Annotated in this window: 28 protein-coding genes; 17 read left to right on the top strand and 11 right to left on the bottom strand. The window is 68.1% G+C overall.

Going from position 1 to position 26489, the window contains the following annotated elements; genetic code table 11:
• Positions 1-174 precede the first annotated feature (174 nt).
• Complete coding sequence (gene secA / locus BO226_RS12875; protein ID WP_232238124.1) at positions 175-3033, top strand: preprotein translocase subunit SecA; 2859 nt, start codon at positions 175-177, stop codon at positions 3031-3033.
• Between the two features lie 68 nt (positions 3034-3101).
• Here the strand turns inward: secA and BO226_RS12870 are convergent, their stop codons facing one another.
• Complete coding sequence (locus tag BO226_RS12870; RefSeq protein ID WP_071935405.1) at positions 3102-3653, bottom strand: Rv3235 family protein; 552 nt, start codon at positions 3651-3653, stop codon at positions 3102-3104.
• 174 nt (positions 3654-3827) lie between these two features.
• Here BO226_RS12870 and BO226_RS12865 point away from each other — a divergent pair, with 174 nt between their 5' ends.
• From BO226_RS12865 to BO226_RS12840, 6 genes are all read left to right on the top strand, one after another.
• On the top strand, positions 3828-4316 hold the full coding sequence (locus BO226_RS12865; RefSeq protein WP_083543738.1) for an HAD-IA family hydrolase: 489 nt from the start codon (positions 3828-3830) through the stop codon (positions 4314-4316).
• A complete protein-coding gene (locus BO226_RS12860) occupies positions 4313-5722 on the top strand; it encodes a WS/DGAT/MGAT family O-acyltransferase (protein WP_026061398.1) in 1410 nt (469 codons plus the stop codon). The genes BO226_RS12865 and BO226_RS12860 overlap by 4 nt, the downstream gene beginning before the upstream one ends.
• A gap of 36 nt (positions 5723-5758) precedes the next feature.
• A complete protein-coding gene (locus BO226_RS12855) occupies positions 5759-6235 on the top strand; it encodes a DUF6912 family protein (protein ID WP_183079261.1) in 477 nt (158 codons plus the stop codon).
• A 110-nt stretch (positions 6236-6345) separates the two neighbouring features.
• On the top strand, positions 6346-7476 hold the full coding sequence (locus BO226_RS12850) for a ferredoxin reductase (protein WP_024101494.1): 1131 nt from the start codon (positions 6346-6348) through the stop codon (positions 7474-7476).
• Positions 7477-7507: 31 nt separating this feature from the next.
• Positions 7508-8821 carry a fatty acid desaturase family protein gene (locus BO226_RS12845; protein ID WP_019288491.1) on the top strand — a complete coding sequence of 438 codons (1314 nt, stop codon included), beginning with the start codon at positions 7508-7510 and terminating at the stop codon, positions 8819-8821.
• A 35-nt stretch (positions 8822-8856) separates the two neighbouring features.
• Entirely contained in the window at positions 8857-10092 is a 1236-nt protein-coding gene (locus BO226_RS12840; RefSeq protein ID WP_024101492.1) for a fatty acid desaturase family protein, read from the top strand.
• Positions 10093-10165: 73 nt separating this feature from the next.
• On the opposite strand, the gene rsgA is transcribed toward BO226_RS12840, so the two are convergent.
• The gene (gene rsgA / locus BO226_RS12835; RefSeq protein WP_071936436.1) at positions 10166-11185 is read right to left on the bottom strand and encodes a ribosome small subunit-dependent GTPase A; all 1020 of its coding nucleotides are present in this window, start codon (positions 11183-11185) and stop codon (positions 10166-10168) included.
• A complete protein-coding gene (aroA, locus tag BO226_RS12830; RefSeq protein ID WP_198040664.1) occupies positions 11152-12438 on the bottom strand; it encodes a 3-phosphoshikimate 1-carboxyvinyltransferase in 1287 nt (428 codons plus the stop codon). Before aroA ends, rsgA begins: the two co-directional genes overlap by 34 nt.
• Positions 12439-12518: 80 nt before the next feature.
• Between aroA and BO226_RS12825 the strand changes: the two genes are divergently transcribed.
• Positions 12519-13277, top strand: coding sequence for an SOS response-associated peptidase (locus BO226_RS12825; RefSeq protein ID WP_024101490.1), 759 nt, complete (start codon positions 12519-12521; stop codon positions 13275-13277).
• 22 nt (positions 13278-13299) lie between these two features.
• Here BO226_RS12825 and ybaK read toward each other — a convergent pair whose 3' ends face one another.
• Positions 13300-13797, bottom strand: coding sequence for a Cys-tRNA(Pro) deacylase (gene ybaK, locus BO226_RS12820; protein WP_071935403.1), 498 nt, complete (start codon positions 13795-13797; stop codon positions 13300-13302).
• Between the two features lie 206 nt (positions 13798-14003).
• Here ybaK and BO226_RS12815 point away from each other — a divergent pair, with 206 nt between their 5' ends.
• Together BO226_RS12815 and rsrA are read left to right on the top strand one after the other, a co-directional pair.
• Positions 14004-14648 (top strand): sigma-70 family RNA polymerase sigma factor, encoded by a 645-nt coding sequence (locus BO226_RS12815; RefSeq protein WP_371683125.1) that lies wholly within the window; start codon positions 14004-14006, stop codon positions 14646-14648.
• On the top strand, positions 14645-14926 hold the full coding sequence (rsrA, locus tag BO226_RS12810) for a mycothiol system anti-sigma-R factor (protein WP_006550233.1): 282 nt from the start codon (positions 14645-14647) through the stop codon (positions 14924-14926). The genes BO226_RS12815 and rsrA overlap by 4 nt, the downstream gene beginning before the upstream one ends.
• Positions 14927-15013: 87 nt before the next feature.
• Here the strand turns inward: rsrA and BO226_RS28700 are convergent, their stop codons facing one another.
• Positions 15014-15088, bottom strand: a complete 75-nt coding sequence (locus tag BO226_RS28700; protein ID WP_022597109.1) for a 50S ribosomal protein bL37 — start codon at positions 15086-15088, stop codon at positions 15014-15016.
• Between the two features lie 95 nt (positions 15089-15183).
• Between BO226_RS28700 and BO226_RS12805 the strand changes: the two genes are divergently transcribed.
• Positions 15184-15399, top strand: a complete 216-nt coding sequence (locus BO226_RS12805) for a biotin/lipoyl-binding carrier protein (protein WP_006550234.1) — start codon at positions 15184-15186, stop codon at positions 15397-15399.
• 34 nt (positions 15400-15433) lie between these two features.
• A complete protein-coding gene (locus BO226_RS12800; RefSeq protein ID WP_071935402.1) occupies positions 15434-16909 on the top strand; it encodes a sensor histidine kinase in 1476 nt (491 codons plus the stop codon).
• Positions 16910-16989: 80 nt separating this feature from the next.
• Here the strand turns inward: BO226_RS12800 and BO226_RS12795 are convergent, their stop codons facing one another.
• Both BO226_RS12795 and BO226_RS12790 read right to left on the bottom strand, forming a co-directional pair.
• Positions 16990-17244 carry a WhiB family transcriptional regulator gene (locus BO226_RS12795; RefSeq protein ID WP_006550236.1) on the bottom strand — a complete coding sequence of 85 codons (255 nt, stop codon included), beginning with the start codon at positions 17242-17244 and terminating at the stop codon, positions 16990-16992.
• A gap of 271 nt (positions 17245-17515) precedes the next feature.
• Entirely contained in the window at positions 17516-18454 is a 939-nt protein-coding gene (locus tag BO226_RS12790) for a diacylglycerol/lipid kinase family protein (protein ID WP_006550237.1), read from the bottom strand.
• A 47-nt stretch (positions 18455-18501) separates the two neighbouring features.
• Here BO226_RS12790 and BO226_RS12785 point away from each other — a divergent pair, with 47 nt between their 5' ends.
• Complete coding sequence (locus tag BO226_RS12785) at positions 18502-18924, top strand: hypothetical protein (protein ID WP_024101488.1); 423 nt, start codon at positions 18502-18504, stop codon at positions 18922-18924.
• Between the two features lie 6 nt (positions 18925-18930).
• On the opposite strand, the gene BO226_RS12780 is transcribed toward BO226_RS12785, so the two are convergent.
• A complete protein-coding gene (locus BO226_RS12780; RefSeq protein WP_006550239.1) occupies positions 18931-19416 on the bottom strand; it encodes a GNAT family N-acetyltransferase in 486 nt (161 codons plus the stop codon).
• Positions 19417-19490: 74 nt separating this feature from the next.
• Between BO226_RS12780 and BO226_RS12775 the strand changes: the two genes are divergently transcribed.
• Entirely contained in the window at positions 19491-20291 is an 801-nt protein-coding gene (locus BO226_RS12775; RefSeq protein ID WP_071936435.1) for a ParA family protein, read from the top strand.
• Between the two features lie 30 nt (positions 20292-20321).
• Here the strand turns inward: BO226_RS12775 and BO226_RS12770 are convergent, their stop codons facing one another.
• On the bottom strand, positions 20322-21527 hold the full coding sequence (locus BO226_RS12770; RefSeq protein ID WP_071935401.1) for an Rv3212 family protein: 1206 nt from the start codon (positions 21525-21527) through the stop codon (positions 20322-20324).
• 4 nt (positions 21528-21531) lie between these two features.
• Positions 21532-23196, bottom strand: a complete 1665-nt coding sequence (locus BO226_RS12765) for a DEAD/DEAH box helicase (RefSeq protein ID WP_071936434.1) — start codon at positions 23194-23196, stop codon at positions 21532-21534.
• Positions 23197-23402: 206 nt separating this feature from the next.
• Here BO226_RS12765 and BO226_RS12760 point away from each other — a divergent pair, with 206 nt between their 5' ends.
• Positions 23403-24107 (top strand): ferritin-like fold-containing protein, encoded by a 705-nt coding sequence (locus BO226_RS12760; protein WP_006550243.1) that lies wholly within the window; start codon positions 23403-23405, stop codon positions 24105-24107.
• A 57-nt stretch (positions 24108-24164) separates the two neighbouring features.
• Entirely contained in the window at positions 24165-24395 is a 231-nt protein-coding gene (locus BO226_RS12755; RefSeq protein ID WP_006550244.1) for a DUF3107 domain-containing protein, read from the top strand.
• Positions 24396-24541: 146 nt separating this feature from the next.
• Here BO226_RS12755 and BO226_RS12750 read toward each other — a convergent pair whose 3' ends face one another.
• Positions 24542-25198, bottom strand: coding sequence for a TetR/AcrR family transcriptional regulator (locus BO226_RS12750; RefSeq protein ID WP_006550245.1), 657 nt, complete (start codon positions 25196-25198; stop codon positions 24542-24544).
• Between the two features lie 194 nt (positions 25199-25392).
• On the opposite strand from BO226_RS12750, the gene BO226_RS12745 reads away from it, so the two are divergent.
• Entirely contained in the window at positions 25393-26451 is a 1059-nt protein-coding gene (locus tag BO226_RS12745; protein WP_374214093.1) for a DUF3152 domain-containing protein, read from the top strand.
• Positions 26452-26489: the final 38 nt, after the last annotated feature.

The following is a 26489-nucleotide window of genomic DNA, read 5'->3' as shown; positions in this document are numbered from 1 at the left end:
AGTGACCGAAGGCACCTCGCCATCGCGGTCACTCCCGCGCAGCGCCTACCATGGAATCCGGCCGGGGTCCGACAAGGCCTCGGCCGGATTTCTTGTCCGTGCAGGTACCCGAGATTGAGGACGAACACACCAGTGCTGTCGCTGACGAAGCTGCTCCGGATCGGTGAAGGTCGCATGGTCAAGCGGCTCAAGCACATCGCCGAGCATGTTGATTCCCTCTCCCCGGACTTCGAGGCCCTGACCGACGCCGAGCTCCGGGCCAAGACGGACGAGTTCCGGAGCCGCTACCAGGACGGCGAGACGCTCGACGATCTGCTTCCGGAAGCCTTCGCGACCGCCCGGGAGGCGTCCTACCGTGTGCTCGGCCAGAAGCACTATCTCGTCCAGATCATGGGTGGCGCGGCGCTGCACTTCGGCAACATCTCCGAGATGAAGACCGGTGAGGGCAAGACCCTCACCTGCGTGCTGCCGGCCTACCTCAACGCAATCTCCGGCGACGGCGTCCACGTCGTCACCGTGAACGACTACCTCGCCAAGCGCGACGCCGAGTGGATGGGCCGCGTGCACCGTTCCCTCGGACTCGAGACCGACGTGATCCTGTCCGGCATGACCCCGGCCCAGCGCCGCGCGGCCTACTCCGCGGACATCACCTACGGCACCAACAACGAGTTCGGTTTCGACTACCTGCGCGACAACATGACGCACTCGCTCGACGACCTCGTCCAGCGTGGCCACAACTTCGCGATCGTCGACGAGGTCGATTCGATCCTCATCGACGAGGCCCGGACCCCGCTGATCATCTCGGGTCCCGCCGACGCGTCGAGCAAGTGGTACTCCGAGTTCGCGCGCATCGCCAAGCTGCTCAAGCCCGAGGTGCACTACGAGATCGACATCCGCAAGCGGACCGTCGGTGTGCACGAGGCCGGCGTCGAGTTCGTCGAGGACCAGCTCGGCATCGACAACCTGTACGAGGCGGCCAACTCGCCGCTGGTGAGCTACCTCAACAACGCCATCAAGGCCAAGGAGCTCTACGCCAAGGACAAGGACTACATCGTCCGCAACGGCGAGGTCGTCATCGTCGACGAGTTCACCGGCCGCGTCCTGTCGGGCCGCCGCTACAACGAGGGCATGCACCAGGCGATCGAGGCCAAGGAAGGCGTCGAGATCAAGGCCGAGAACCAGACGCTCGCCACGATCACGCTGCAGAACTACTTCCGCCTGTACGACAAGCTGTCGGGCATGACCGGTACGGCCGAGACCGAGGCCGCCGAGCTCCACCAGATCTACAGCCTGGGTGTCATCCCGATCCCGACCAACCGCCCGATGGTGCGCGTCGACCAGGGCGATCTGATCTACAAGACCGAGGAAGCGAAGTTCGCGGCCGTCGTCGACGACGTCGTCGAGCGTCACGAGAAGGGCCAGCCGGTCCTCATCGGTACGACGAGCGTCGAGCGGTCGGAATACCTGTCGCGACAGTTCACCAAGCGCGGGGTGCCGCACAGCGTGCTCAACGCGAAGTTCCACGAGCAGGAAGCGCAGATCATCGCGCAGGCCGGCCGGTCCGGCGCGGTGACGGTCGCGACGAACATGGCCGGTCGCGGTACCGACGTCGTGCTCGGCGGCAACCCCGACATCCTCGCCGACATCGAGCTGCGCAAGCGCGGCCTCGACCCGGTCAACACGCCGGACGAGTACGAGGCGGCCTGGGACGAGACCCTCGAGCGGATCAAGGCCGAGTCGAAGGCCGACGCCGAGAAGGTGCGAGCGGCCGGTGGCCTGTACGTGCTCGGCACCGAACGGCACGAGTCGCGTCGTATCGACAACCAGCTCCGTGGCCGTTCCGGTCGTCAGGGCGACCCGGGCGAGTCGCGGTTCTACCTCTCGCTCGGCGACGAGTTGATGCGACGCTTCAACGGCGCCGCGCTCGAGTCGATCATGACGCGACTGAACCTGCCCGACGACGTGCCGATCGAGGCGAAGATGGTCTCCAAGGCCATCAAGAGCGCGCAGACGCAGGTCGAGCAGCAGAACTTCGAGATCCGCAAGAACGTCCTCAAGTACGACGAGGTGATGAACCAGCAGCGCACCGTCATCTACGAGGAGCGTCGCCGGATCCTGCGCGGCGAGGACCTCGAGGGTCAGGTGCAGCACATGCTCACCGACGTGATCACCGCCTACGTCGACGGTGCGACCGCCGAGGGCTACGTCGAGGACTGGGATCTCGAGCAGCTGTGGACGGCGCTCAAGACCCTCTACCCGGTGGGTGTCGACCACAAGACGCTCGTCGCCGAGAACGAGGACCTCGACCGCAACGGTCTGCTCGAGGTCCTTCTCGAGGACGCCCGCGCCGCCTACGCACGTCGCGAGACCGAACTCGAGGCCATTGCCGGTGAGAACGCGATGCGCGAACTCGAGCGTCGCGTGCTGTTGTCGGTTCTCGACCGCAAGTGGCGCGAGCACCTCTACGAGATGGACTACCTCAAGGAGGGCATCGGCCTGCGCGCGATGGCGCAGCGTGATCCGCTCGTCGAGTACCAGCGCGAGGGCTTCGACATGTTCACCGCGATGCTCGAGGGCCTGAAGGAGGAATCGGTCGGATTCCTGTTCAACCTCCAGGTCGAGGCCGCGCAACAGCAGCAGTCCGCGGGTGTGGCGGTCACGCCGGCCTCTGCGGCGGCCGCCGCGCAGGCGTCCCCGAGCCTCGCCAAGGCTGCTCCCGCGCGATCCGCACAGCCGGCCCCGACGGCACAACAGGCACAGCCGGCACAACAGGCACAGCCGGCCCCGGCGGCACAACAGGCACAGCCGGCTCCGGCGGCGCAGGCGGAGCCCGCACCGGCCGCGCTGCGGGCCAAGGGTCTCGACGAGACCGAGCGGCGTCTGACCTACACCGGTCCCGACGAGGACGGCCGCGCCCACGTCGCGCGTACGACCGCCGGTTCCGACGCGCGCTCCGCGCCCAGGCAGGCGGGCACCCGCAAGGAGCGTCGTGCCGCGGCCCGGCGCGATGCGAAGACCAACCGACGACGCTGAACACGCTGAGTCGAAGACTCACGTAGGCGCTGAGTCGAAGACTCACGATCACCCCACGACCCTGTGGCTCACCCGAGCCACAGGGTCGTGATCGTCCAGCGGTGCGGAGCACGAGGACGGGGACGCTTGCGCACCATCCGGCCGGCGAAGGCGAACACCCGGTCCCCGCGACCGTAGCTGCCGAACAGTTCCACGGTGTCGGCGTCGACGGGACGCACCCGCGTCCGCAGCAGTATCGCGGTGCTGTGTCCGGCACGCGGAGGCCGGCCCGCGGTGATCGTCGCGACGAGACGCGGATCGAGGACCGTGGTGGACTGCACCGCGGGACGGCGGCCGTCGACGACCTCGAGGACCAGGCGCACCGCCGTCTCCGCGACCCGCACGACACCCGGATCGAGCACGATCGCGGGTCGGTCGCTCGGGCCTGTGGCCGGACCTTCGATGCTCGGGCCCTCGGCCGGACGTCCGGTTCCGTCGCGGCGGAGCGGGGCGCGCCCCGAGCGTCCGTCGTGCGGCGTGGGCCGACAGGTGACGTGGCTGCGGGGGTGTTGGCAGGATGCCTCGACCGGGGGTTCGAGGCGGGTGAGGCGGCGCACGTAGCGCCCGGTGTGATGCGACATGGGCTCTCCCGAAGGGCATGAGAACGGATCGTCACGGTGACACCGTGACGGCGGATCGGTTCGGGAGAGGACGAACCGCGCACATGATGCCACATCTCCGGGCGACGGTCCCGGTTCGACGCGCGCGGGATGCGCTGCGCGAGCAGGACGTCCAGGACCTACGGTGGTGTCGTGATGCGAGGACTCGTACTCGACGTCGGTGGCGTCCTGGTCGGGCCGGGAAGCGACCCCGACACCTTCGGCGCGGCCGTGACGGTCCTGCGTGCACGCGGTGTGCGGACCGCTCTGTTGAGCAACGACCCCGGGGGGCCCGGCGCGCAGTGGCTGCGCGATCTCGAGGGCCCGTTCGTCGACCGCGTGGTGCTCTCGGGGGACGCACGTGTCGCCAAACCCGACCCCGAGAGCTACCTGCTGGTCGCCCGGTTGCTGGACCTCGAACCCGGCGAGTGCGTCTTCGTCGACGATTCGGTCGGCAATGTGCGAGGCGCCGCCGCTGCGGGGATGGTCGGCGTACACCATGATGGTTCACACGACGCGCCGGGCGAACTGGCCGTACTCTTCGATCTCGATCCCGAGGAGATCGGGAGCGGAGCCACGGACGGCGCCGAGTCGTGGTGGCGATGTTCGGGAGGTTCGGGTCAGGAGGGGGAACGGTGTCGATGACGAGCCGGATGACGGCGCAGGACGCGTCGTACTACTACCTGGAGACGAGCAACACGCCGATGCACGTCGGGTCGCTCGCGATCCTCGAACCCCCCGAGGGCGGTCTCGACTACGAGAGCGTGCTGCGGTTGGTCGAGCAGCGACTGCCCGAGGTGCCCCGTTACCGGAAGAAGGTGCGGGAGGTCGCATTCGGGCTCTCGCGACCCGTGTGGGTCGACGACCGCGATTTCGACATCACCTACCACGTGCGGCGCTCCGCGCTGCCGAAACCCGGCTCCGACGAACAGCTGCACGACCTCGTCGCGCGTCTGGTCTCGCGACCGCTCGACCGCACGCGACCGCTCTGGGAGATGTATCTCGTCGAGGGGCTCGCGAACGATCGGGTGGCGCTGTTCACGAAGTCGCATTCGGCGCTCGTCGACGGCGAGGAGGCCCTCGACATCGTCCAGGTGCTCTTCGACAAGGAGCCGGTGCCGCGTGAGGTCCCCGAGGAATTGTGGATGCCCGAACGCGAACCGTCGGAGTCCGCTCTGCTCGTCGGAGCGCTCGCCGAACTCGTCGCGCGGCCGGGGGAGGGGATCGCCGCCGTGCGATCGGCCGTTGGCGATCTCACGGCGACCCTCACCGAGACCGTCGACGCCGTCGGCCGGATCGCCCGCACGGCAGCGCAGTCGGCGCCCGAGACTCCGCTGAACACGCAGATCTCGAGGAGCCGTCGGTTCTCCGTGGTGCGCTCCGATCTGGAGCCCTACCGCAAGATCCACTCCCGCTACGGCTGCACGATCAACGACGTGGTGCTCGCGGTCCTCGCCGGCGCGTTGCGGTACTGGCTGCTCTCCCGCGGGGAGCCGGTCACCGAGGCGACGGTGGTGCGGGCGATGGTCCCGATGTCGGTGTACACCCAGGATCCGGACGACTGCGGCGACAACGACACGATCCAGGTGCACCCGCAGGGCGAGGTGTCGTCCTTCCTGCTGGATCTGCCGGTGGGGGAGCCGAACGCGGTGGTCCGGTTGTCGCACATCGCGCATGCGGGCGAGGCCTACTCGCGGCAGCGGCGGCGGGTGGCGGCGCAGACGATGGTCCGCTTGTCGGGCTTCGCCCCGGCGACGATGCACGCGGTGGGAGCCCGGGTCGCGATGGGTTTCTCGCAGCGGATGTTCAACCTCATGATCACCAATGCGCCCGGTCCGCAGCACCCGCTCTACCTCACCGGAGCCCGGCTGCTCGAGATATTCCCGGTCTCGCCGCTGCTGAAGAATCAGGCCCTGAGCATCGCGTTGACGTCCTACGACGGCAAGATCTACTACGGTTTGAATGCGGATCGTGATGCGATGCCCGATGTGGACGTGGCAGCGACGCTGATCCAGGAATCTCTCGAGGAGTTGACGGATGCCGGCAGGTGAGAAGTGACGCGTGTCTATGTACCGGCAACGCTCGCGATGTTGCAGGGCCTCGTCGCCGACGGTGAGGTCGACGCGGTGGGCCGGACGGCCTTCGCGGTGACCCCCGCTCTGCGCGAGGCCTACACGGCGGGCGACGACGAGGAGCTCGCCGAGGTCGCTATGGCCGAGGCGGCACGCGCGTCGCTGCGGTTGCTCGGGTCGGAGGAGCCGAACGATCATCCGTCCTTCGCGTCGCGTCGGGTGGTGATCGCGGCCGACGTCGACGAGGTGAAGCCGCGACCGGATCTCGACGATGCGGTCGTCAAGCTCGCCGGGCCGATCACGATGCGTGCGGTCGCGTCGGTGCACATCGACCTGCAGGAGGCGGAGGCCGACGTCGCGCGGGCACGCGAGATCGTCGATGCCGCCGAACTGGGCGACGAGGAGGCCGAGTTCGTCCTCGGCGACGCGGAGGACCACGAACTGGCGTGGTACGCGGCCCAGGAACTGCCCTTCCTCCTCGAACTGCTCTGACCTTGCAGATCGCCACGTCATAGGTGTGACGACTGTCTCTCGCTCAACCTACGCTTCCGTAACCTCTGATAACCTACGGAGCCGTAACCGGAGTGAGGAGAAACGGTCGGATGGGCCTGAAGGAATGGATCGAGAAGCCTGCGGCACACGTCGCGCCAGGGGAGAAGTCGCTCTCCAACGTCCTGCGTGGCGCGGTGGCTCGGCTGACCACCCCTCTGCTCCCCGACGACTACCTGCATCTGGTCAACCCGCTGTGGTCCGCCCGCGAACTGCGCGGGCGCATCGTCTCGGTGCGCCAGGAGACCCCCGATTCCGCGACGATCGTCATCCGTCCCGGCTGGGGCTTCGACTTCGGATACGCGCCCGGCCAGTACATCGGCATCGGTCTGCATGTCGACGGTCGCTGGCACTGGCGCTCCTACTCGCTGACCTCCTCGCCCACCTGGGACGACAAGGTCATCTCCATCGCCGTGAAGGCGATGCCCGAGGGTTTCCTGTCCAGCCACCTCGTCGGTGGGGTCCCCGAGGGCACCGTCGTGCGCCTCGCCGCCCCGAAGGGCGATTTCGTCCTGCCCGACCCGCCGCCGGCGAAGATCCTCTTCCTCACGGCCGGCAGTGGCATCACGCCGATCATGTCGATGCTGCGGACGCTCGACCGGCGTGCGGTCGAGCGCGAACTCGACCTGCCCGACGTCGTGCACATCCACTCCGCGCCGACGGCCGAGAACGTGATGTTCCGGTCCGAACTCGAGCGTTTCGACGCCACCCACGATCGCTTCCGCGTGCACGTGCGTCACACCCGTGAGAAGGGCAAGTTCGCGCTCTCGGAGCTCGACGAGGTGTGCCCCGACTGGCGCGAGCGTCAGACCTGGGCGTGCGGTCCCCAGCAGATGCTCGACGACATCACCGCGCACTGGGCCGCGGAGGGCATCGAGGATCAGGTCCACCTCGAGCGCTTCGCCGTCAGCCGCGCCGACACCTCTGGCTCGGGCGGAACGATCACGTTCGCGAAGTCCGGCAAGACCGTCACTGTGGACGGCGCCACGACGATTCTCGAGGCAGGTGAGAGCGTCGGTGCGCTGATGCCTTTCGGTTGCCGCATGGGAATCTGTCAGACTTGTGTTGTGCCGCTCGAGAAGGGGCACGTCGTCGATCTGCGATCCGGCAAGGAGCACGCAGAGGGCGAACGCGTCCAGACCTGCATCTCCGCCGCTGCCGGCGACTGCACACTGGACGTGTAGACACCGACAGCAAACCTCCGAAGGATCCCGCTTGGCCATCACCGACATCCGCGCGTTCTCTCATCTGACCGAAGACGACATCGTTGCTCTTGCAAACGAATTCGACGCGATTCGACGGGATGTGGAGAATTCGCGCGGCCCGCGGGACGCCCGCTACATCCATTCCGTCATCCGTGCGCAGCGTGTGCTGGAGGTGGTCGGACGCTGCGCGCTGTTCGGTTCGCGTCGACGGTCGCGCTGGATCATCGGTACCGCTGCGCTGTCGCTCGCGAAGATCATCGAGAACATGGAACTCGGGCACAACGTGATGCACGGGCAGTGGGACTGGATGAACGACCCCGAGATCCACTCGACATCGTGGGAATGGGATCAGACCGGTCCGTCCGAGCACTGGAAGCGCGCCCACAACTACGCGCACCACACCTACACGAACATCGTGGGTATGGACGAGGACGTGGGATTCGGCATCCTGCGGATGACGCGCGACGAGAAGTGGCGTCCGCGCAATCTCGCGCAGCCGATCGCGAACATCGTCCTCGCGCTGACCTTCGAGTGGGGGATCGCGCTGCACGACCTCTCGGCGAAGAAGGAACTCGAGGGCGTCCCGCCCGTGCAGTGGAATTCGGGGCCCAACAAGGAATTCGCAGCGAAGGCCGGCCGGCAGGTCGTCAAGGACCTGGTGTTCTTCCCGGCGCTCACCGGTCCGGCCTGGCGCAGCACGTTGTCGGCGAACCTCACCGCGAACGTGATCCGCAACATCTGGGCGTATCTCGTGATCTTCTGCGGCCACTTCCCCGACGGCGCAGAGAAGTTCACGACCGAGCACTACGAGAACGAGACGCGCGGAGAGTGGTATCTGCGCCAGTTGCTCGGTAGCGCAAACATTTCCGGTGGGCGTGCGATGGATTTCCTCACCGGGAATCTCAGTTATCAGATCGAGCATCACCTGTTCCCGGACCTGCCGAGCAACCGCTACCCGGAGATCGCCGCCCGTGTACGGGCGCTGTGCGGCAAGTACGACCTGCCGTACACGACCGGTTCGCTCGCCCGGCAGTACTGGCTCGCCCTGCGCACGATCCACAAGCTCGCGTTGCCCGACCGATTCCTCAAGGCGACGGCCGACGACGCCCCCGAGACCTCCTCCGAGCGCAAGTTCGACAGGTGGCGCCCGGAGGCGCCCGCGGTGGTCACCGAGGCGTCCACCGGACGTCGCCGGGGTCTGCTCACGGCGCTGCGGGTCCATGCCGAGCATGCGGTAGCAGAACGTCGTCGTCGCCTGGTGAATCGGGTCACCGGCGACCTTCCGTCACTCTGTGATTCGCGCCACAGCTCCGAATCCGGCTAACCTACGGGACCGTAACCTACGGTAGAGTAGCCCGCATGGCGATATCGGATGTCAAGGAGTACGCGCACCTGACGGAGGCGGACGTCGAGGCTATCGGCCGCGAACTCGACGCCATCCGGCACGATATCGAGGAGTCCCGCGGGGAGCGCGACGCTCGGTACGTCCGCAACACGATCCGGCTGCAGCGCGGCCTCGAGATCGGCGGGCGCCTCGTGCTGCTCGGCTCGAACAAGCGTCCGCTGTGGCTGCTGGGCACGGGCATGCTCTCCCTGTCGAAGATCATCGAGAACATGGAACTCGGGCACAATGTGATGCACGGGCAGTGGGACTGGATGAACGACCCCGAGGTGCACTCGGCCAACTGGGAGTGGGACAACGTCGACCCGTCGGCGCACTGGAAGATCACCCACAACTACCTGCATCACAAGTACACCAACATCCTCGGCATGGACGACGATGTGGGATACGGCCTGCTGCGCGTCACCCGCGACCAGCGATGGAAGCCGTTCTACCTCGGCAACGTCGCGTACAACGCCATCCTCGCAGCGCTGTTCCAGTACGGCATCGCCATCCAGCTGCTCGAGCTCGGCAAGGTCATCCAGGGGCGCGACGACCGCGAGCTCACCAAGGCACGCGGCAAGGAGGTGCTCGCCAAGCTCGGCAAACAGCACCTCAAGGACTACGTGATCTATCCGGCGCTCACCGGCAAGTCCTGGAAGTCCACGATGAGGGCCAACGCCACGGCCAACTTCGTGCGCAACATCTGGACCAACGCGGTGATCTTCTGCGGTCACTTCCCGGACGGTGCGGAGAAGTTCACGAAGCAGGACATCGAGACAGAGACGCGTGCCGAGTGGTACCTGCGTCAGATGCTCGGCTCCGCGAACATCTCCGGCGGCAAGGTCATGGACTTCATGACCGGCAACCTGAGCTACCAGATCGAGCACCACATCTACCCCGACCTGCCGTCCAACCGGTACGCGGAGATCGCGGTGCGCGTGCGTGAGCTGTGCGAGAAGTACGACCTGCCGTACACCACCGGCCCGCTCGCGGTGCAGTACTGGAAGTCCTGGCGCACCATCGCCAAGCTGTCGCTGCCCGACAAGTACCTCAAGGACGACCGCGACGCCGCCCCGGAGACCGCTTCCGAGCGGGGCTTCGGCGGAGCGCCGGAGATCGATCCGGCCACCGGCCGCCGCGTGGGTCTGGCCACCACCATCGAGAAGACACGCAAGCGCGGATTCGTCCGCCGCGCGCTCGGCATGCGCTGACGGTCACGAGAACGAGCACGAACCCCGGCACCTACAGGTGCCGGGTTCGTGCGTTCGGCCGGGGTTCGTCGGTTCACCAGGGGTCGTTGGACGCGAGCGCCGTGAGCAGTTCGCGCACGGCCATCGCCCGGTTGTGCGACTTGCCCTCCAACGAGTCGAAGGCACATTCGGGATCGGCGGGCGGGCCGAGATGCGTGCACCCGCGCGGGCAGTCCTCGACCGCTTCGGCCAGGTCCCCGAACGCCGCGACGACGTCGTCGGGCCCGATGTGCGCGAGCCCGAACGACCGGATGCCCGGGGTGTCGACCACCCACCCGCCCTCGGGCAGATGCAGGGCCACCGACTGGGTGGAGGTGTGACGTCCCTTGCCCACCCCGGAGACCTCGCCGGTGGCGCGGTCGGCGTCGGGGACGAGCCTGTTCACCAGTGTCGACTTGCCGACCCCCGAGTGCCCGATCAGGGCGGTCACGCGACCGTCGATCCGCTCGTGCAGGGCGGTGAGATCGTCGTCCTGACCGACGAGCAGCACCGGGATGTCGAGATCCGCGAAGTGCGCGGCGAACTCGTCGGGATCGGCGAGGTCGCTCTTGGTCAGTCCCAGCAGGGGAGCGAGACCGCCGGCATAGGCCGCGACGAGTGCGCGTTCGACGAGTCCGGTCCGTGGTGGGGGATCGGCGAGCGCGACCACGATGAGCAGCTGTTCGGCATTGGCGACGACGATGCGCTCGAACGGATCGGTGTCGTCGGCCGTGCGCCGCAGGACGGTGCTGCGGTCCTCGACCCGCACGATGCGCGCGAGCGTGTCGGGGCGACCGGAGAGATCGCCGACGACACCCACCTGATCGCCCACCACGATCGGGGTCCGGCCGAGCTCGCGTGCCCGCATCGTCGTCACGATGCGGTCGGGCTCACCGCCGAGCGCGACACCCCACCGCCCGCGGTCGACGGAGACGACCATGCCCTCCTCGGCATTGCGGTGGGCCGGGCGGTCCTTCGTGCGCGGCCGCGATCCGCGCCCGGGGCGGACCCGGACGTCGGACTCGTCGTACTCCCGCCGCCTCAGGAGTCGCTCCCCGTCAGCAGCGACTCCCACAGGCCTTCGAAATCGGGGAGCGTCTTGGCGGTGGTGCCGATGTCCTCGACCTCGATCCCGTCGACGACGAGCCCGAGGATCGCACCGGCCGTGGCCATCCGGTGGTCGGCGTAGGAGTGCCAGATACCACCGTGCAGCGGCGTCGGCTCGATGTGCAGGCCGTCCTCGGTCTCGGTGATCGAACCCCCGAGACGACCGATCTCGGTGGCGAGCGCCGCCAGCCGGTCGGTCTCGTGACCGCGCAGGTGCGCGATACCGCGCAGGTCGGAGGGCGAGGCGGCGACCGCGGCGAGGGCCGCGACGGTCGGCGCCAGCTCGCCGACGTCGTGCAGGTCCACGTCGATGCCTCGCAATTCGCCCGGGCCGCGCACGGTCAGCGTCCCGTCTGCCCACGTCACCTCGGCGCCCATCTGCTCGAGGATGCCGCGGATCGCGTCGCCGGCCTGGGTGGTCGACTCGGGCCACAGGGGCACCGAGACGACACCACCGGTGACCGCCGCGGCCGCGAGGAAGGGCGTGGCGTTCGACAGGTCGGGCTCGACGGTGACGTCGACGGCCTTGATCGTCGTCGGGGGCACCCGCCAGCTGTCGGTCTCGGAGGTGTCGACGGGGACCCCGGCCGTTCGGAGCATCTCGACCGTCATCTCGATGTGCGGCATCGACGGCACCGGTTCACCGGCGTGGCGGACCACCACACCCTCGTCGAAGGCGGCCCCGGACAGCAGCAGACCCGAGACGAACTGCGAGGACGCGGAAGCGTCGATGGTCACGGAACCGCCGCGCACCGCACCGCGGCCGTGCACGGTGAAGGGCAGCCGGTCGCCGTCGATGTCGGCGCCGAGGGCGCGCAGGGCGTCGAGCACGGTGCTCATCGGGCGGACGCGGGCCTGTTCGTCGCCGTCGAACCGCACGTCGCCGTCGGCCAGTGCGGCCAGCGGCGGTACGAACCGCATGACGGTGCCGGCCAGTCCGCAGGCGACCTCGCCTCCGCGCAGGGGGCCGGGGGTCACGTCGAGGGTGGTGCCGCCGTCGCGCTCGGTGACGGTCGTGCCGAGCGTGCGCAGGGCCCCGATCATCAGGTCGGTGTCGCGGCTGCGCAGCGCGCCGGTCAGGGTGGACGGCCCGTCGGCGAGTGCGGCCAGGATCAGGGCACGGTTGGTGATCGACTTCGATCCCGGCAGCGTCACCGACGCTCGAACCGGGGACACGGCGCGGGGTGCTCTCCACAGACTCACCCGACCATCTTCGCCCATCCGGACCGGTGCGGGCACCCTCGCCCACCCGGTGCGCGCCGGTGTCGGTTCCGTCACCCGGCGATGCCACACTCGACGGCATGTGCGGAAGGTATGTCTCCACCGCCGACCCGGCGACGCTCGCCGTCGAACTCGACGCACTCGACGAGACCGGCGACGACAGCAGCCGGGACGGGCGGGGGCCCGACTACAACGTCGCGCCGACGACCGAGGTGCTCACCGTTGTCGCCCGGCACGACGGGGAAGATCCCGACGGTCCCGTCCGCCGCCGTATCCGCCGCATGCGCTGGGGACTCGTGCCGCACTTCGCCGAAGAGGTGGGCGGAAGCGCACCACTGATCAACGCGCGATCCGAGTCGGTCGCCACCAAGCCGAGCTTCGCGCGGTCGCTGCGCTACAAGCGGTGCCTCGTCCCGATGGACGGCTGGTACGAATGGCAGGTCGAACCCGCGCCGGACGGCAAGCCTCGCAAGGTGCCGTACTTCATGGCGCCGGCCGACGGATCGCGGATCTGCATGGCCGGGGTGTGGGCGGAGTGGCGCGACCCGCGGAACCCGAAGGCACCGCCGCTGTCGAGCACGGCGATCCTCACCGCGCAGTCGGTCGAGCAACTCGGCAACGTGCACGAACGGATGCCGCTGATCCTCCCGCCGGAGCGGTGGGATGCGTGGCTCGACCCCGACAGTCTCGGCCATCCGGATCTGATCGTGCCGAGCGTCGACGCGATCTCGGCGATCGAGATCCGCCGCGTGTCCGCGAAGGTCAACAGCATCCGCAACAATGGCCCCGAACTGCTGCAACCCGACGACGGCGCCGGCGATCAGATGGTGCTGTTGTAGGCGCTGCCGGAGCGGACGGGCCCTACGGACCGGCCGTGATCGGTGCCACGACGGCGCCGGTCAGCCGGATCAGATCGTGCGGATCCAGTTCGATCTCGAGCCCTCGCCGACCCGCGCTGCACAGCACCCGGTCCCACTGCTCGGCGGAGACGTCGATCACGGTGCGCAGACCCTTGCGCTGCCCGAGCGGGGAGATGCCGCCGACGACGTACCCGGTCGCGCGTTCGGCGGCGGTGTGATCGGCCATCACGGCCTTGCCGCCGCCCAGCGCCCCGGCTGCGGCCTTGAGCGACAGCGTCGCCGGGACCGGGATCACCGCGACGGCGAGCGTGCCGTCGGACAGCGACACCACCAGCGTCTTGAAGATCTGTTCGGCGGAAACCCCGAGGTGTGTGCCGAGTTCCTCGACGGCTTCGGCGCCGAAGGACGACGACCTCGGGTCATGTGCGTATTCGTGGACCCGGTGCGCGACCTTCTCGCGCTTCAACAACACCGTCGCGGGAGTGGATGTCGAGGCCATCCGATCACTCTAGAGAACCGGAGGTGGGGAACAAGCGCGGTGGGCACGGCGTTGCACACCGACGGGTGGATCCACCGGCCACCCGAGACCCGACGATCGGAGAATTCGTGGCAGTGCTGTGCCCGCCTCGACCGGACGCCATCGGACGTCCCCCCGATCCGGACGCCGTAGGACCGGTAGCCTTCTCGACAGGCGTCGATGAAGGGATCGGTGTGATCGAGGAGTCTGTGGAAGAACTGACCGAGCGGTTCGAGCGGGACGCGCTTCCCCTGCTCGATCAGCTCTACGGCGCTGCGCTGCGGATGACCCGCAATCCCTCCGACGCCGAGGACCTCGTACAGGAGACCTACATCAAGGCGTTCTCCGCCTTCCGGTCGTTCCGCGAGGGCACCAACCTCAAGGCCTGGCTGTACCGGATCCTCACCAACACCTACATCAACTCGTACCGAAAGCGTCAGCGGCAACCCGCGCAGTACCCGACCGACGAGATCACCGACTGGCAGCTCGCCGCCACGGCCGAGCATTCGTCGACCGGTCTGCGGTCCGCGGAGGTCGAGGCACTCGACGCGCTTCCCGACGACGACATCAAGGCGGCGTTGCAGGAGCTTCCCGAGGAGTTCCGCATGGCCGTCTACTACGCCGACGTCGAAGGGTTCCCCTACAAGGAGATCGCCGAGATCATGGGGACGCCGATCGGCACCGTGATGTCGAGACTGCACCGGGGTCGCAAGCAGCTGCGGGGCCTGTTGGCCGACGTGGCGCGCGATCGCGGTTTCATGCGGGAGAAGGCCGTGGACGCCACAACCGGAACATCGGATCAGCCCGAGAGCGGAAAGGGAGCACCGCAGTGAGCGAACCCGACTTCGATCGACTCGACTGCTCGGCGGTCATCGCGGACGTCTACCTGCTTCTCGACTCCGAATGCGACGCCGGTTCCCGCGAGAAGCTGCAGCGGCACCTCGACGAGTGCGGCACCTGCCTCGAGGCCTACGGGATCGAGGAGAAGATCAAATCGCTGCTCAGCCGCAAGTGCGGCGGGGAACACGCACCCGAGGGCCTGCGGGAGCGGCTCATGCTGCAGATCCGCCGCACCGTGGTGATCACCGAGACGGACAGCGCCGAGTCGTAGGCGAGTTCACTCGTACCGAGTCCTGGGTGAGACCCCCGAACGTGACAGGGGCCGGAAAGCTGCTGCTTTCCGGCCCCTGTCCGCGTCTCAGGCGTTGGGACGCTTGCCGTGGTTGGCGGCGTTACCCTTGCGGCTGCGCTTCTTGCGACCTCGCTTACCCATGGTGGGATCTCCTTTCTCGTTCATTACAGTGTTTCACGTGCGGTCGAGTGGTCCTGTCGGCAGGTCCGCCGCCGGAGCGTGAAACGAGGTGTTCGATGGCGGAAGACGTACGCGCGGAGATGGTATCGACCGTGTTCGAGGTCGTCGTGCGAGAGGGTGACGTGGTGGCCGAGGGCGACACGCTGGTGATCCTCGAGTCGATGAAGATGGAGATTCCCGTGCTCGCCGAGTCGGCGGGCACCGTGACCTCCGTCGGAGTCTCGGTCGGGGATGTCATCCAGCAGGGCGACCTCATCGCCGTGATCTCCTGACGGCGGGTATCTCCTGAGTACGAAAGCGGTTCCCGTGTCCACACTCAGTTCGTTGCTCGCGAGGTACACGGATCTTCCGGGCGCGGCCGTCGATCACCTCCAACGTGTCGTGGGCGAGTGGCAGTTGCTCGCCGACCTGTCGTTCGCCGACGTCCTCCTGTGGGTCGACGCGGCGCCGTCCGGAATCGTGTGCGTCGCACAGTGCCGACCCACCACCGCCTCGACGGTGATCCCCGAGGACGCCGTCGGCACGCTCGTCTCCGACAACGAACATCCTTACGTCCGTAAGGCTTTCGAAACCGGAGAGATCGTCGACGTCAAGTCGTCCCCGGGCGCCGGGATCAACATCCGTCAGGCCGTGCCGGTGCGCTGGGACGGTCGGGTCGTCGCGGTGCTCAGCCGCGACGCCGCCCGCGTGTCGCGGCGGTCGGCCAGCGCGCTCGAGACGGCCTATCTCGAATGCGCCGACGACCTCTACCGGATGATCAGCGAGGGCACTTTCCCGACGCCCGAGGCGCGCTCGGACACCAAGTCGAGTCCGCGTGCGGGCGACGGATTCATCCGGCTCGACCGGAAGGGCAAGGTCGTCTACGCGAGCCCCAACGCGCTGTCGGCCTATCACCGGATGGGTCTGAACTCCGACCTGATCGGTCAGGATCTCGTCGAGACGACCCGCGCACTGGTCACCGACCCCTTCGAGAGTCGCGACGTCACCGACTACCTCCGCGGGGCCGTGGAGGGCCGTCTGGGGCAGCGCATGGAGATCGAGGCACTCGGGGCCACCGTTCTGATCCGTGCGTTGGTCCTGAACCCGGGAGGGAGGATCCGGGGCGCCGCGGTGATCGTCCGCGACGTCACCGAGGTCAAGCGACGCGACCGGGCACTGCTGAGCAAGGACGCGACCATCCGCGAGATCCACCACCGTGTCAAGAACAACCTGCAGACGGTCGCCGCGCTGCTGCGACTGCAGGCGCGCCGAACCGGGAACGCGGAAGCCCAGCAGGCCCTGGGGGAGGCGGTCCGTCGCGTGACATCCATCGCCCTGGTCCATGAGGCGCTGTCGATGTCAGTGGACGAGGAGGTCGATCTCGACGGTGTGTTCGACCAGCTGATCCCCATCGTCGTCGACGTGTCGACGGTCGGCAGCCAGATCCGGGTGGTGCGGGAGGGGAATCTCGGCGTGTTCCCCGCGGATCGCGCCACGCCTCTGGTCATGGTGCTGACCGAACTCGTCCAGAACGCCGTCGAGCACGCCTTCGATCCGGGCGTGAACGGCACGGTCACCGTCAATGCCCAGCGTTCGGCCCGCATGCTCGACGTCGTGGTCCGCGACGAGGGGAAGGGTCTTCCCGAGGGGTTCAGCCTCGAGGCGTCGAACCGGCTCGGTCTGCAGATCGTCCGGACCCTCGTGGCTGCCGAGCTCGGCGGATCGTTGGAGTTGACGTCCAACGAGGTCGGCGGGACCGATGCACGCCTGCAACTACCGCTGGGCAAGGTGCCGGTCGCCTGATCGTCCTTACGACCGTGCACGTAAGAAGGCCCGGCCTCCCCCGTAGGGGAGCCGGGCCTTCGAACGTCTATCGGAGTTGCTCAGACCGCCGTACGAGCGCGGGTGCGGGCGTTGCGACGCTTGAGGGCGCGGCGCTCGTCCTCGCTCATACCGCCCCAGACGCCGGCATCCTGGCCGGATTCGAGCGCCCAGGAGAGGCATTCGGCGGTGACGGGGCAACGGTTGCACACGAGCTTGGCATCCGCGATCTGCGCGAGAGCCGGGCCGCTGTTTCCCACGGGGAAGAACAGTTCCGGATCCTCGTCGCGGCAGATGGCCTTGTGGCGCCAGTCCATGCTTCTACTCTCCTTCGATGGTGCGTGTGCACCGGCTGATTGGTCAATGCGTGTTCACGCCTGTGGCACGGAGTGTTTCCGCGCGGTTACTTGTGAATGCTTTCACGAACGAGCGTGGAGTCAATAGAATCGACCACGATCGTGGGGAAGCTCACGCTGGTGTGGGCTACGAGTTCGCCAATCCCTCTTTCTACTCCCCTCGAGCCGAGAAGGTAGTGGCAATCACAGAATTCGTGCTTCTCTTTCTGTCGCTGTCCCGCTGGGGGGATCGTCAGCGGGGCGCGACGACATCGAGGATCGACGCCACGGACACGAACTCGACCTCGGTCCGGAGTCCGAGATAGTCGCCGTCGACCTGAAGTCCGATCGGGCGCGAGGCCCGGGCGCGCACGCGCGCGACATCGTCCGCACGCACCAGATGCGGCGACGCCGGCTCGCCGCGGGCGGCCAGAAGTTGTCTCACCACCCGCAGGCTCGGAAGTACCCGGGTCGTCGTCATAGCAAACACACCCAAACCGGTGTCGAACGAGGTGCCGGGATTCGTGTGCACCGGCCGGGACTCGAGATAGGTCCACGGACTCGAGTTCGACACGAACGCATAGTGCACCCCCGAAACAGGTTCGGATCCGGGCATCTCGAGCGTGAGCGCCGGTTCGGCCCGCTTCGACGCGAAGAACCGGGCCACCGCGTGCCGCACGTAGCGCGCCGTCGTCACCTTCTTGCCCTCGGCGCGGCTCAGGTCTATGGCCTCGCACACCTGGGCGTCGAGACCGAGGCCCGCGTTGAAGGTGAACCACCGCCCGTCGCAGTGGCCGAGGCCGATCCGGCTGGTCCTGCCCTCCTGCAACGACTCGAGTACCTGCTCGGTGGCCTCGAGTGGATCGGCGGACAGTCCCAGGGATCGCGCGAACACGTTCGCCGAGCCGCCGGGCACCACCGCGAGTCGCGGCAGGGTCGGATCGGCGCCTCGGTCGGGGGAGGGGCCGAGGAGGCCGTTGACGATCTCGTTGACGGTGCCGTCGCCACCGTGCGCGACGACGACGTCCATCCCGTCGGCGTGCGCCGAACGCGCCAGTTCTGCGGCGTGCCCGCGGTGGGTCGTGTGCGCGACGGTCAGCGCGAGCCGGCCTCTCAGGGCGTGAGCGAGGCGGTCGCGACCGGCCGGGGTGGTCGTCGTCGCATTCGGGTTCACGATCAGCAGGGCGCGCACGGAACATCAGCCTAAGTGGTGCCCGGCGGGTCCACTACGCTGGACGGGTGCCTCTCGAAACACCTCGCAGCAGCGTTCCGTCGACCGTGCGTGCCGCCGGTTGGCTCGTCGTCCTCGAGGGCGTCGTCGCGATGGGATTCGCGGTGTACTCGATCATCCGCGCCGCCTCGGGCGAACACGATCAGTCGGTCACCAATGGCTACGGCTTCGCGCTGTGGCTGTTCATCCTGTTCGGCGGGGTCCTGGCCGGCGGGATCGCGCTCGTGCGCGGTGTGCGCTGGGGACGTGCCGTGGCGATACTCGCGCAGCTGTTGTTGCTGCCCGTGGTGTGGTCGCTGCTGACGGACTCCCACCAGCCGGTCATCGGCACTGTGCTGGCGCTCGTCGTGGTCCCCACGCTCGTGCTGCTGTTCAGCCCGCCCACGTCGCGGTGGCTCGCGCACGAGTACGCGCCCGACGTCGACGAGTGATCCGGCTCAGCTGCCGAGCGCTTGCAGGGCGGGGCCGCTGAGCCTGAAGGTCGTCCACTCGTCCTGCGCGACGGCACCGAGGGATCGGTAGAAACCGATGGACGGCTCGTTCCAGTCCAGCACCGACCAACTCAGGCGGGTGTAACCGCGCTCCACGCATTCGTGGGCGAGCGCCGCGAGCAGTGCCCGTCCGTGTCCCTTGCCGCGATGTTCGGGACGGACGAACAGATCTTCGAGGTAGATCCCGTGCACGCCGTCCCAGGTGGAGAAGTTCCGGAACCACAACGCCACCCCGACGACCCGGCCTTCGGTGCCGTCCTCTCCGGATTCCTCTGCGACGTGCGCGTACACCGAGGGCTGCGGCCCGAAAAGAGCCTCGTGGATCTGCTCGGGCACCACGGTGCACTCGTGCCGGGCCTTCTCGTATTCGGCGAGGTCGTAGATCAGCCCGGTGATCGCGGGGACGTCCTCGGGTGTGGCTCTGCGGATCACGGCGGGCTGCCTCCTGCGGTCTCGTGGGCGGATTCACCTCGCGCTGCGCCGCCGAGTGCGCGAGGATCGGGGTCGTGGCAACGGTACTTGCAGTGGCAAATCAGAAGGGTGGCGTCGCCAAGACGACCACCGTCGCGTCGTTGGGGGCCGCGCTGTCGGCGCTGGGCCGGCGGGTGCTCGTCGTCGATCTCGATCCCCAGGGGTGCCTGACCTTCTCTCTCGGGCACAACCCCGACAAGCTCGAACAATCCGTGCACGAGGTGCTCGTGGGCGGTGTCGAGACGAAGGACGTTCTGCTCGGGACAGCGGAGGGGATGTCGCTGCTGCCGGCGACCATCGACCTCGCGGGTGCGGAGGCGATGCTGCTCATGAAGCCGGGGCGTGAATACACCCTGAAGCGGGCGCTGGCGTCGGTGGAGGACGACTACGACGTCGTCGTCATCGACTGCCCGCCCTCTCTGGGCGTCCTCACCCTCAACGGGCTGACCGCGTCGCGGTCCGTGCTCGTTCCGCTGCAGTGCGAGACGCTCGCGCACAGGGGAGTCGGGCAGCTCCTGCGCACGGTGAACGAGGTGAAACAGATCACCAATCCGGATCTCGAGCTGCTCGGCGCGCTGCCGACCCTGTACGACTCGCGGACCACGCACAGTCGCGACGTGCTCGCCGATGTCTCCGACCGGTACGACCTGCCGGTGCTGGCCCCGCCCGTACCCCGCACGGTCCGCTTCGCGGAGGCTTCCGCCTCGGGCGCGACGGTGCTGGCGGGACGCAAGAACAAGGGCGCCGAGGCGTACCGGGCGCTCTCCGAGAACCTGCTGCGCTACTGGTCGGGGGAGGCGGAACTCGAGACTTTCGAGACCGCCGTCGCGGACTGAGACGTCAGCACCGACCGGGACGGCTCGCCATCAGCGCAGTGCCACGAGCTCATCGCCGCGTTGCTCGACCACGACATTCCCCGCGACGGCGACGTTCACCGTGGAGACCGTCCCGCGCTCGACGTCGATGCGCGGGCCGGGTTCACCGGTCCGTGAGTCGACTCCCACGAGGGCGTCCTCGACGGGAAGGAGCAGCGAACCGGCCATGATGTCGCCGTTGCCGAGAGTGTCCTCGACGGTCCACTGCGGGGCGAAATCGGTGGTGGACAATGCGACGGTGTCGCGGCCCGTCCACCACACGAGCACGCCGCCGCGCTCGAGGGCGGGGTCGTCCGATTCGCCGGCAGGACGCGACAGGGCGTGCGTGTCGAGGAGGACGCCCTCGCTGTCGAAGACCTCGATGCGCGGCCCGTCGTTGTCGTCCGGGGCCAGGTAGACCGCCGTGCGGTCGCCGACCACCGCGACGATGCGGGAGTCCCCGCCCGCTTCCGGCAGCACCGACGACGCGAACTCCTCGGGCTTGGTGCTGTCGTCGGGGGTGGGATCGAGAAGGGTGAGCCGATTGGTCGGCTCGTTCGCGCACTGCTCGAGCACGGCCAGCACTTCGGCGCCCGAATCCGCCGAGCGCAGTTCGCAACCCGATCGTGGCTGCGCGTTCGGGTTCACCGGTGCGTCGACGCGCCCGTACTCGACCGTGCGCACCAGATCGGAGCGCCACATCTCGAGACGTGACTCGCCGAAGGCGATCAGGTGCGAACCGGCGCCGACGACCCGGATCGGATCGTCCGCGTCGCTCGACCGTTGCGCGCCCCGAGAGCCACTGCCCGAGTCGAGCGCGGTGACCTGACCGCATCCCCGCGGGCCGAGATAGACCGAGACCACGTCGCCCCAGGCCTCGGTGACCGCGCACAACGCCCGGTCGCGGTCGTACCGCCAGCGTTCCTCGCCGGATTGCGGGTCGCGGCCGACCACCGCACCACCGTCTGCCGTGGCGACCGTGCCGCCGGACACCACCGGTGCGGTCGTCGCCGTACTCGGAGCACGCCACAGTTCGGCGAGCGTGCGCGGAAGAGATTGCGCGGCAGCGAGAGTGGGGACAGGACCGTCCCAGGTGGTCGACGTGGTGCCCCGCGCATCCGAGTTCAGCCAGACGACACTCGCCGCCACCAGAGCGGTGACGACGAGTGCGGCTGCGACGAGAAGGTCGGTGCGGGTGCGGCGCTCGGGCGCGAGCACGTGGTTATCGGGCAGACGACGTCGAGACCGCTTCCACGTTCGACGTGTCCTGCTGCTCTGCGCGACCGGCCGGGCCCTCGCCCGAGCGGGTGCGACGGCGACGACGGCGACGACGTGCCGGAGCGGCCGCCCCGGTGTCCTCACCCGTCTCCGCTGCGGCAGGCTCGTTCTCGGCCTTCACCGAGTCGTCCGAACCGGTTGCGGCCACATCCGTTGCGGAGCCGTCGGCAGACTTTCCGCGGACGGTACGACGGCGGACCCGGTTGCGCTTCGGGCGGGATCCGCCCTCGCGCTCGACGCGCTCGGGCTTCTCACCGTTCTCCGAGGCGGCGGGAGCGGTCTTGCGGACGCGTCCGGTGGCGTCGGACGGGATGTTCAGCTCCTCGAACAGGTGCGGGGAGCTCGAGTAGGTTTCGATCGGATCCGGGATACCGAGATCGAGAGCCTTGTCGATGAGCTGCCAGCGCGGCACGTCGTCCCAGTCGACGAGGGTGATCGCGATACCGGTGCGTCCGGCGCGACCGGTACGGCCGATGCGGTGGACGTAGGTCTTCTCGTCCTCGGGGCACTGATAGTTGATGACGTGGGTGACGTCGTCGATGTCGATGCCGCGGGCGGCGACGTCCGTGGCGACGAGCACGTCGATCTTGCCGCTGCGGAACTTGTCGAGTGCCTTCTCACGCGCGATCTGACCGAGGTCGCCGTGCACCGCGCCGCACGCGAAACCGCGCTCGACGAGGTCGTCGGCCACCTTCTGCGCCGTGCGCTTGGTGCGGGTGAAGACCATGGTGGCGCCGCGACCCTCGGCCTGCAGTACGCGGGCGACGAGTTCGGCCTTGTCGAGTGCATGCGCCCGGTAGATGAACTGCTGGGTGCGCTCGTGCACGGCCGACGATTCGGCCTCCTCGGCCCGGATGTGCGTCGGGCGGTTCAGGAACGTGCGGGCGAGGGTGATGATCGGGCCGGGCATGGTGGCCGAGAACAGCATCGTCTGACGACGGTCGGGGACCATCGTGAGGATGCGCTCGATGTCGGGCAGGAAGCCTAGGTCGAGCATCTCGTCGGCTTCGTCCATGACGAGCACGCCGATCTTGCCCAGGATCAGATGGCCCTGGTTGGCGAGATCGAGCAGACGGCCGGGAGTACCGACGACGACGTCGACACCCTTCTTCAGTTCGTCGATCTGCTGCTCGTAGGGGCGCCCACCGTAGATCGACAGGACCTCGAGGCCCGACTTGCGGCTGCCGGGCAGGTACTTGGAAGCGTTCACGAGGTCGTTGGTGACCTGGATGCACAGCTCGCGGGTCGGGACGATCACGAGTGCACGGGGAGTGCCGTCGAGGGTGGTCGTGCCGGAGCCCTCGGTGGCGATGCGATGCAGGAGCGGAACGCCGAAGCCGAAGGTCTTGCCCATACCCGTACGGGCCTGCCCGATGAGGTCGTCGCCGGCGAGGGCCAGCGGCAGGGTGAGTTCCTGGATCGCGAAGGTGCGTTCGATGCCGACCTCGGCGAGGGCGCGGACGATCTCGTCGCGGACACCGAGTTCGCCGAAGGTGGGGGGTACGTGGGTGGAGTCGAGTTGTGCGGAGACGGTCGTTTCACTCGCGTCGTCTTCGTGGTCGATGGTGATCTTGCTCAGGGGTCCGGCCTTCCTGGTCTCGGCACGCACGCACGAGGGGGAAAGGCGACCGGCCTGCACCTCAGCGCGAGCGGTTTCCACCAGGCTCGGCGAAGCGCGGCAGCGATCCGCAGTTCGGGTGCGCGCACATTATCTGGGAAGCTCGCGGGCCACGGTCGGCGGCTCGAAGCGCGGGCTTCCCGATCCATTGTACCGGTTCCGGCGCATTCCACGAGGTAGTACTACGCTTCGTCGTCATGGGAGCCGATACGCCGCAGTCCACCTCCGAGTCCGGCACGACGCCGGGCGGACCCGCAGTCCCCGCCGATCACCCCGGTGTCGCAGAGCTCTTCGCGTTGCTCGCGTACGGCGAGATCTCGGCGTTCTACCGGCTCGCCGAGGACGCACGGTTCTCCCCGTCCCTGCGCGGGCGGGTCGCCCTCGCAAGCATGGCAGCTGCGGAGATGAGCCATTTCGAGACGCTCCACACCGCGCTCACCGATCGTGGTGTGGAGATCTACGCGGCGATGGAGCCCTACCGCAAAGCCCTCGACGCCTACCACGCCTCGACCACTCCGTCGACGTGGCTCGAGGTTCTCGTGAAGGCATACGTCGGTGACAGGATCGCCGCAGATTTCTACTGTGAGATCGCCGACATGCTTGCTCCCGAGGTGTCCACGGTGGTCCGGGAGGTCCTCGCCGAGACCGGCCACTCGGAGTTCGTGGTGCATGAGGTCCGCGAGGTCGTCGAGCGCAGCCCGCTGCAGAAGGACCGCCTGATGCTGTGGGGACGCCGGCTGCTCGGCGAGGCCATCACCCAGGCGCAGTACGTCCTCGCGCAGAACGAGGAACTCGCCGAGCTGGTGATTCTCGCGTCCGGTGACCTGGCGAACATCGCCGCGCTGTTCGATCGCATGCAAGTCGAGCACGCCGAGCGGATGTCGGTGCTCGGACTGCATTAGCCTGGGGCTGATAGCAGTACCAGCTCGGTTTCAATGCATGAGAATCGGAGGTCCACCGTGGAGGTCAAGATCGGCGTCGCGGACAGCCCGCGCGAAGTTGTCGTCGTCAGCGACCAGACGCCCGACGAGGTGGAGAAGCTCGTCCGGGCCGCGTTGAACGGCGCCGACGACGGGGTGCTCGCCCTTGTCGACGAGAAGGGCCGCAAGGTTCTCGTGCAGGCCGCCAAGATCAGCTACGTGGACATCGGTCCTGCCACGCTGGGCAAGGTCGGCTTCGCCGCCAACTGAGAGCGACCGACGAGAACGGGCCGGGGCATGTCGCCCCGGCCCGTTCGTCGTTCTCGGTATGTGTCGTCAGCGACGACGGTGCTCATATGTCGTCAGCGACGACGGTGCTCATATGTCGTCAGCGACGACGGTGCGCCTCTGTGTCGTCAGCGACGACGGAGTTCCGGCTGCAGCGGCACGTGCTTCAGACCGCCCCAGGCCAGCGCGACCGTGGTGTCCACCGCGTCCTCCTTGGGGATCGGGCGTGCGGCGTCGAGCCAGTAGCGTGCGGTGAACTGGCTCGTTCCCACCAGGCCGACCGCGAGGATGCGGGCCCGGTACGGATCGAGACCGGAGTCGTGGCTGACGAGGTCGAAGACGGCGTCGACGCACGCCTCGGTGGCCTGCTCCACTCGCCGCGACACCTGCGGTTCGCCCATCAGATCGGATTCGAAGACGAGCCGGAATCCCTGGCTGTCGTTGTCGACGAAATCGAAGAAAGCCTGCACTGCGGCGCGCACGCGCTGACGGTTGTCGGTGGTGGACCGCAGGGCCTGGCGTACGCCGTTGATGAGGGTGTCCACATAGTTCTGGAGCACGGCGCAATACAGTTCGAGCTTGCCGGGGAAGTGCTGGTACAGGACGGGCTTGCTCACTCCGGCACACTCGGCGATCTCGTCCATGCCGGCCGAGTGGTAACCGCGTGTGACGAATACCTCGCTGGCAGCCTCGAGCAACTGGGCACGACGCTCGTCACGCGGCATCCGGGCGCCCCGTTTGCCGTTGGAACCCCGGCCGGATGCTCGTTCGGTGACGTCGGTCATGCTTACTCCCAATCTGCACTACTTCCGAACGTGGCCTGTACCACCTCGGCGCTCCTCGTCTCTGCACGTTACAGGTGAAGTCGCGTGTCGAACGGATCGGCCTACCGCCCAGTATCCGTTCCCGGTGCACGAATGGGGGCGCAGGTTCGGCGCTTCGGATATCGAAATGGTCTCGATATGACATCCTGACATCCGTGATCGAGCGTGGAGGAGTGCGCGAGAGCAGGGGCCCGCAGGGCTCCTCGCCGACAGATCCTTCCCCGACGCTGCCCGGTTCGTCCCGGTCGCCAGGAACGGAACGACCCGAGGCAAGTCGCCGGTCGCACCAGCCCCTGCGTGCCGTGTGGGACCCGGTGGGACGGCCGGACCGGCCGCCGCGCCGACCGCGACCCGAACGGGACGTCCGCAAGCAGACCCGCGTGGGCAGGTTCGTCGCCACCTACGGCTGGCGCGCCTACGCCGTTCCGATCCTCGCCGTCGTGACCCTGATCGTGCTGTGGGACGCCGCGCGTGGCGCCGGAGCGGAGGAGCCCGCCGACCAGACCGACGCGAGCGAGGTCACCGAGATCATCGTCGAGGCCCCGCAACCCGAGGGAACCTTCCCCGAGTCGCTCGAGTCCGGTGCGCTGCCGGAGGGCGGCCCGTTCACGGAGGTCGGTGCGCGGGAGTGGCGGGTCGTGCCCGGCACCACGGGTCAGGTCGGCGCGGGGCAGACCCGTGTGTTCACCTACACGGTGGAACTCGAGGAGGGCATCGACACCACCGGCTACGGCGGCGACGCGGCCTTCGCGTCGATGGTCGACCGGACCCTCGCCGACCCGCGCAGCTGGATCGGCGACGAGGCGGTCGCCTTCCGCCGGATCGACACCGGCGAGCCGGACTTCCGGATCTCCCTCACCTCGCAGATGACCATTCGCGAAGGATGCGGCTACGACATCCCGCTCGAGGGATCGTGCTTCAACCCCTCGATGGAGCGGGTGTTCCTCAACGAAGCGCGGTGGGTGCGCGGTGCCGTCGCCTTCCAGGGAGACATCGGGTCGTACCGCCAGTATCTCGTCAATCACGAGGTCGGCCACGCCATCGGCCTGGCGCAGCACGACGCCTGCACCATCGACGGTGGTCTGGCGCCGATCATGATGCAGCAGACCTTCGGAACCGCCAACGACGACATCGCCCGCCTCGACCCGGACGGCGCCGTCCCGGCCGACGGACTGCGGTGCCGGTTCAATCCCTGGCCGTACCCGCGGGCATAGCCGCCGGGGCACAGTTGTCGGGGGCACAACCGTCGGGA

Origin of the sequence: Rhodococcus sp. 2G, assembly GCF_001886355.1 — a bacterium.
Lineage (GTDB): Bacteria > Actinomycetota > Actinomycetes > Mycobacteriales > Mycobacteriaceae > Rhodococcus > Rhodococcus pyridinivorans.
This window is presented reverse-complemented; position numbering and strand designations above follow the sequence as displayed.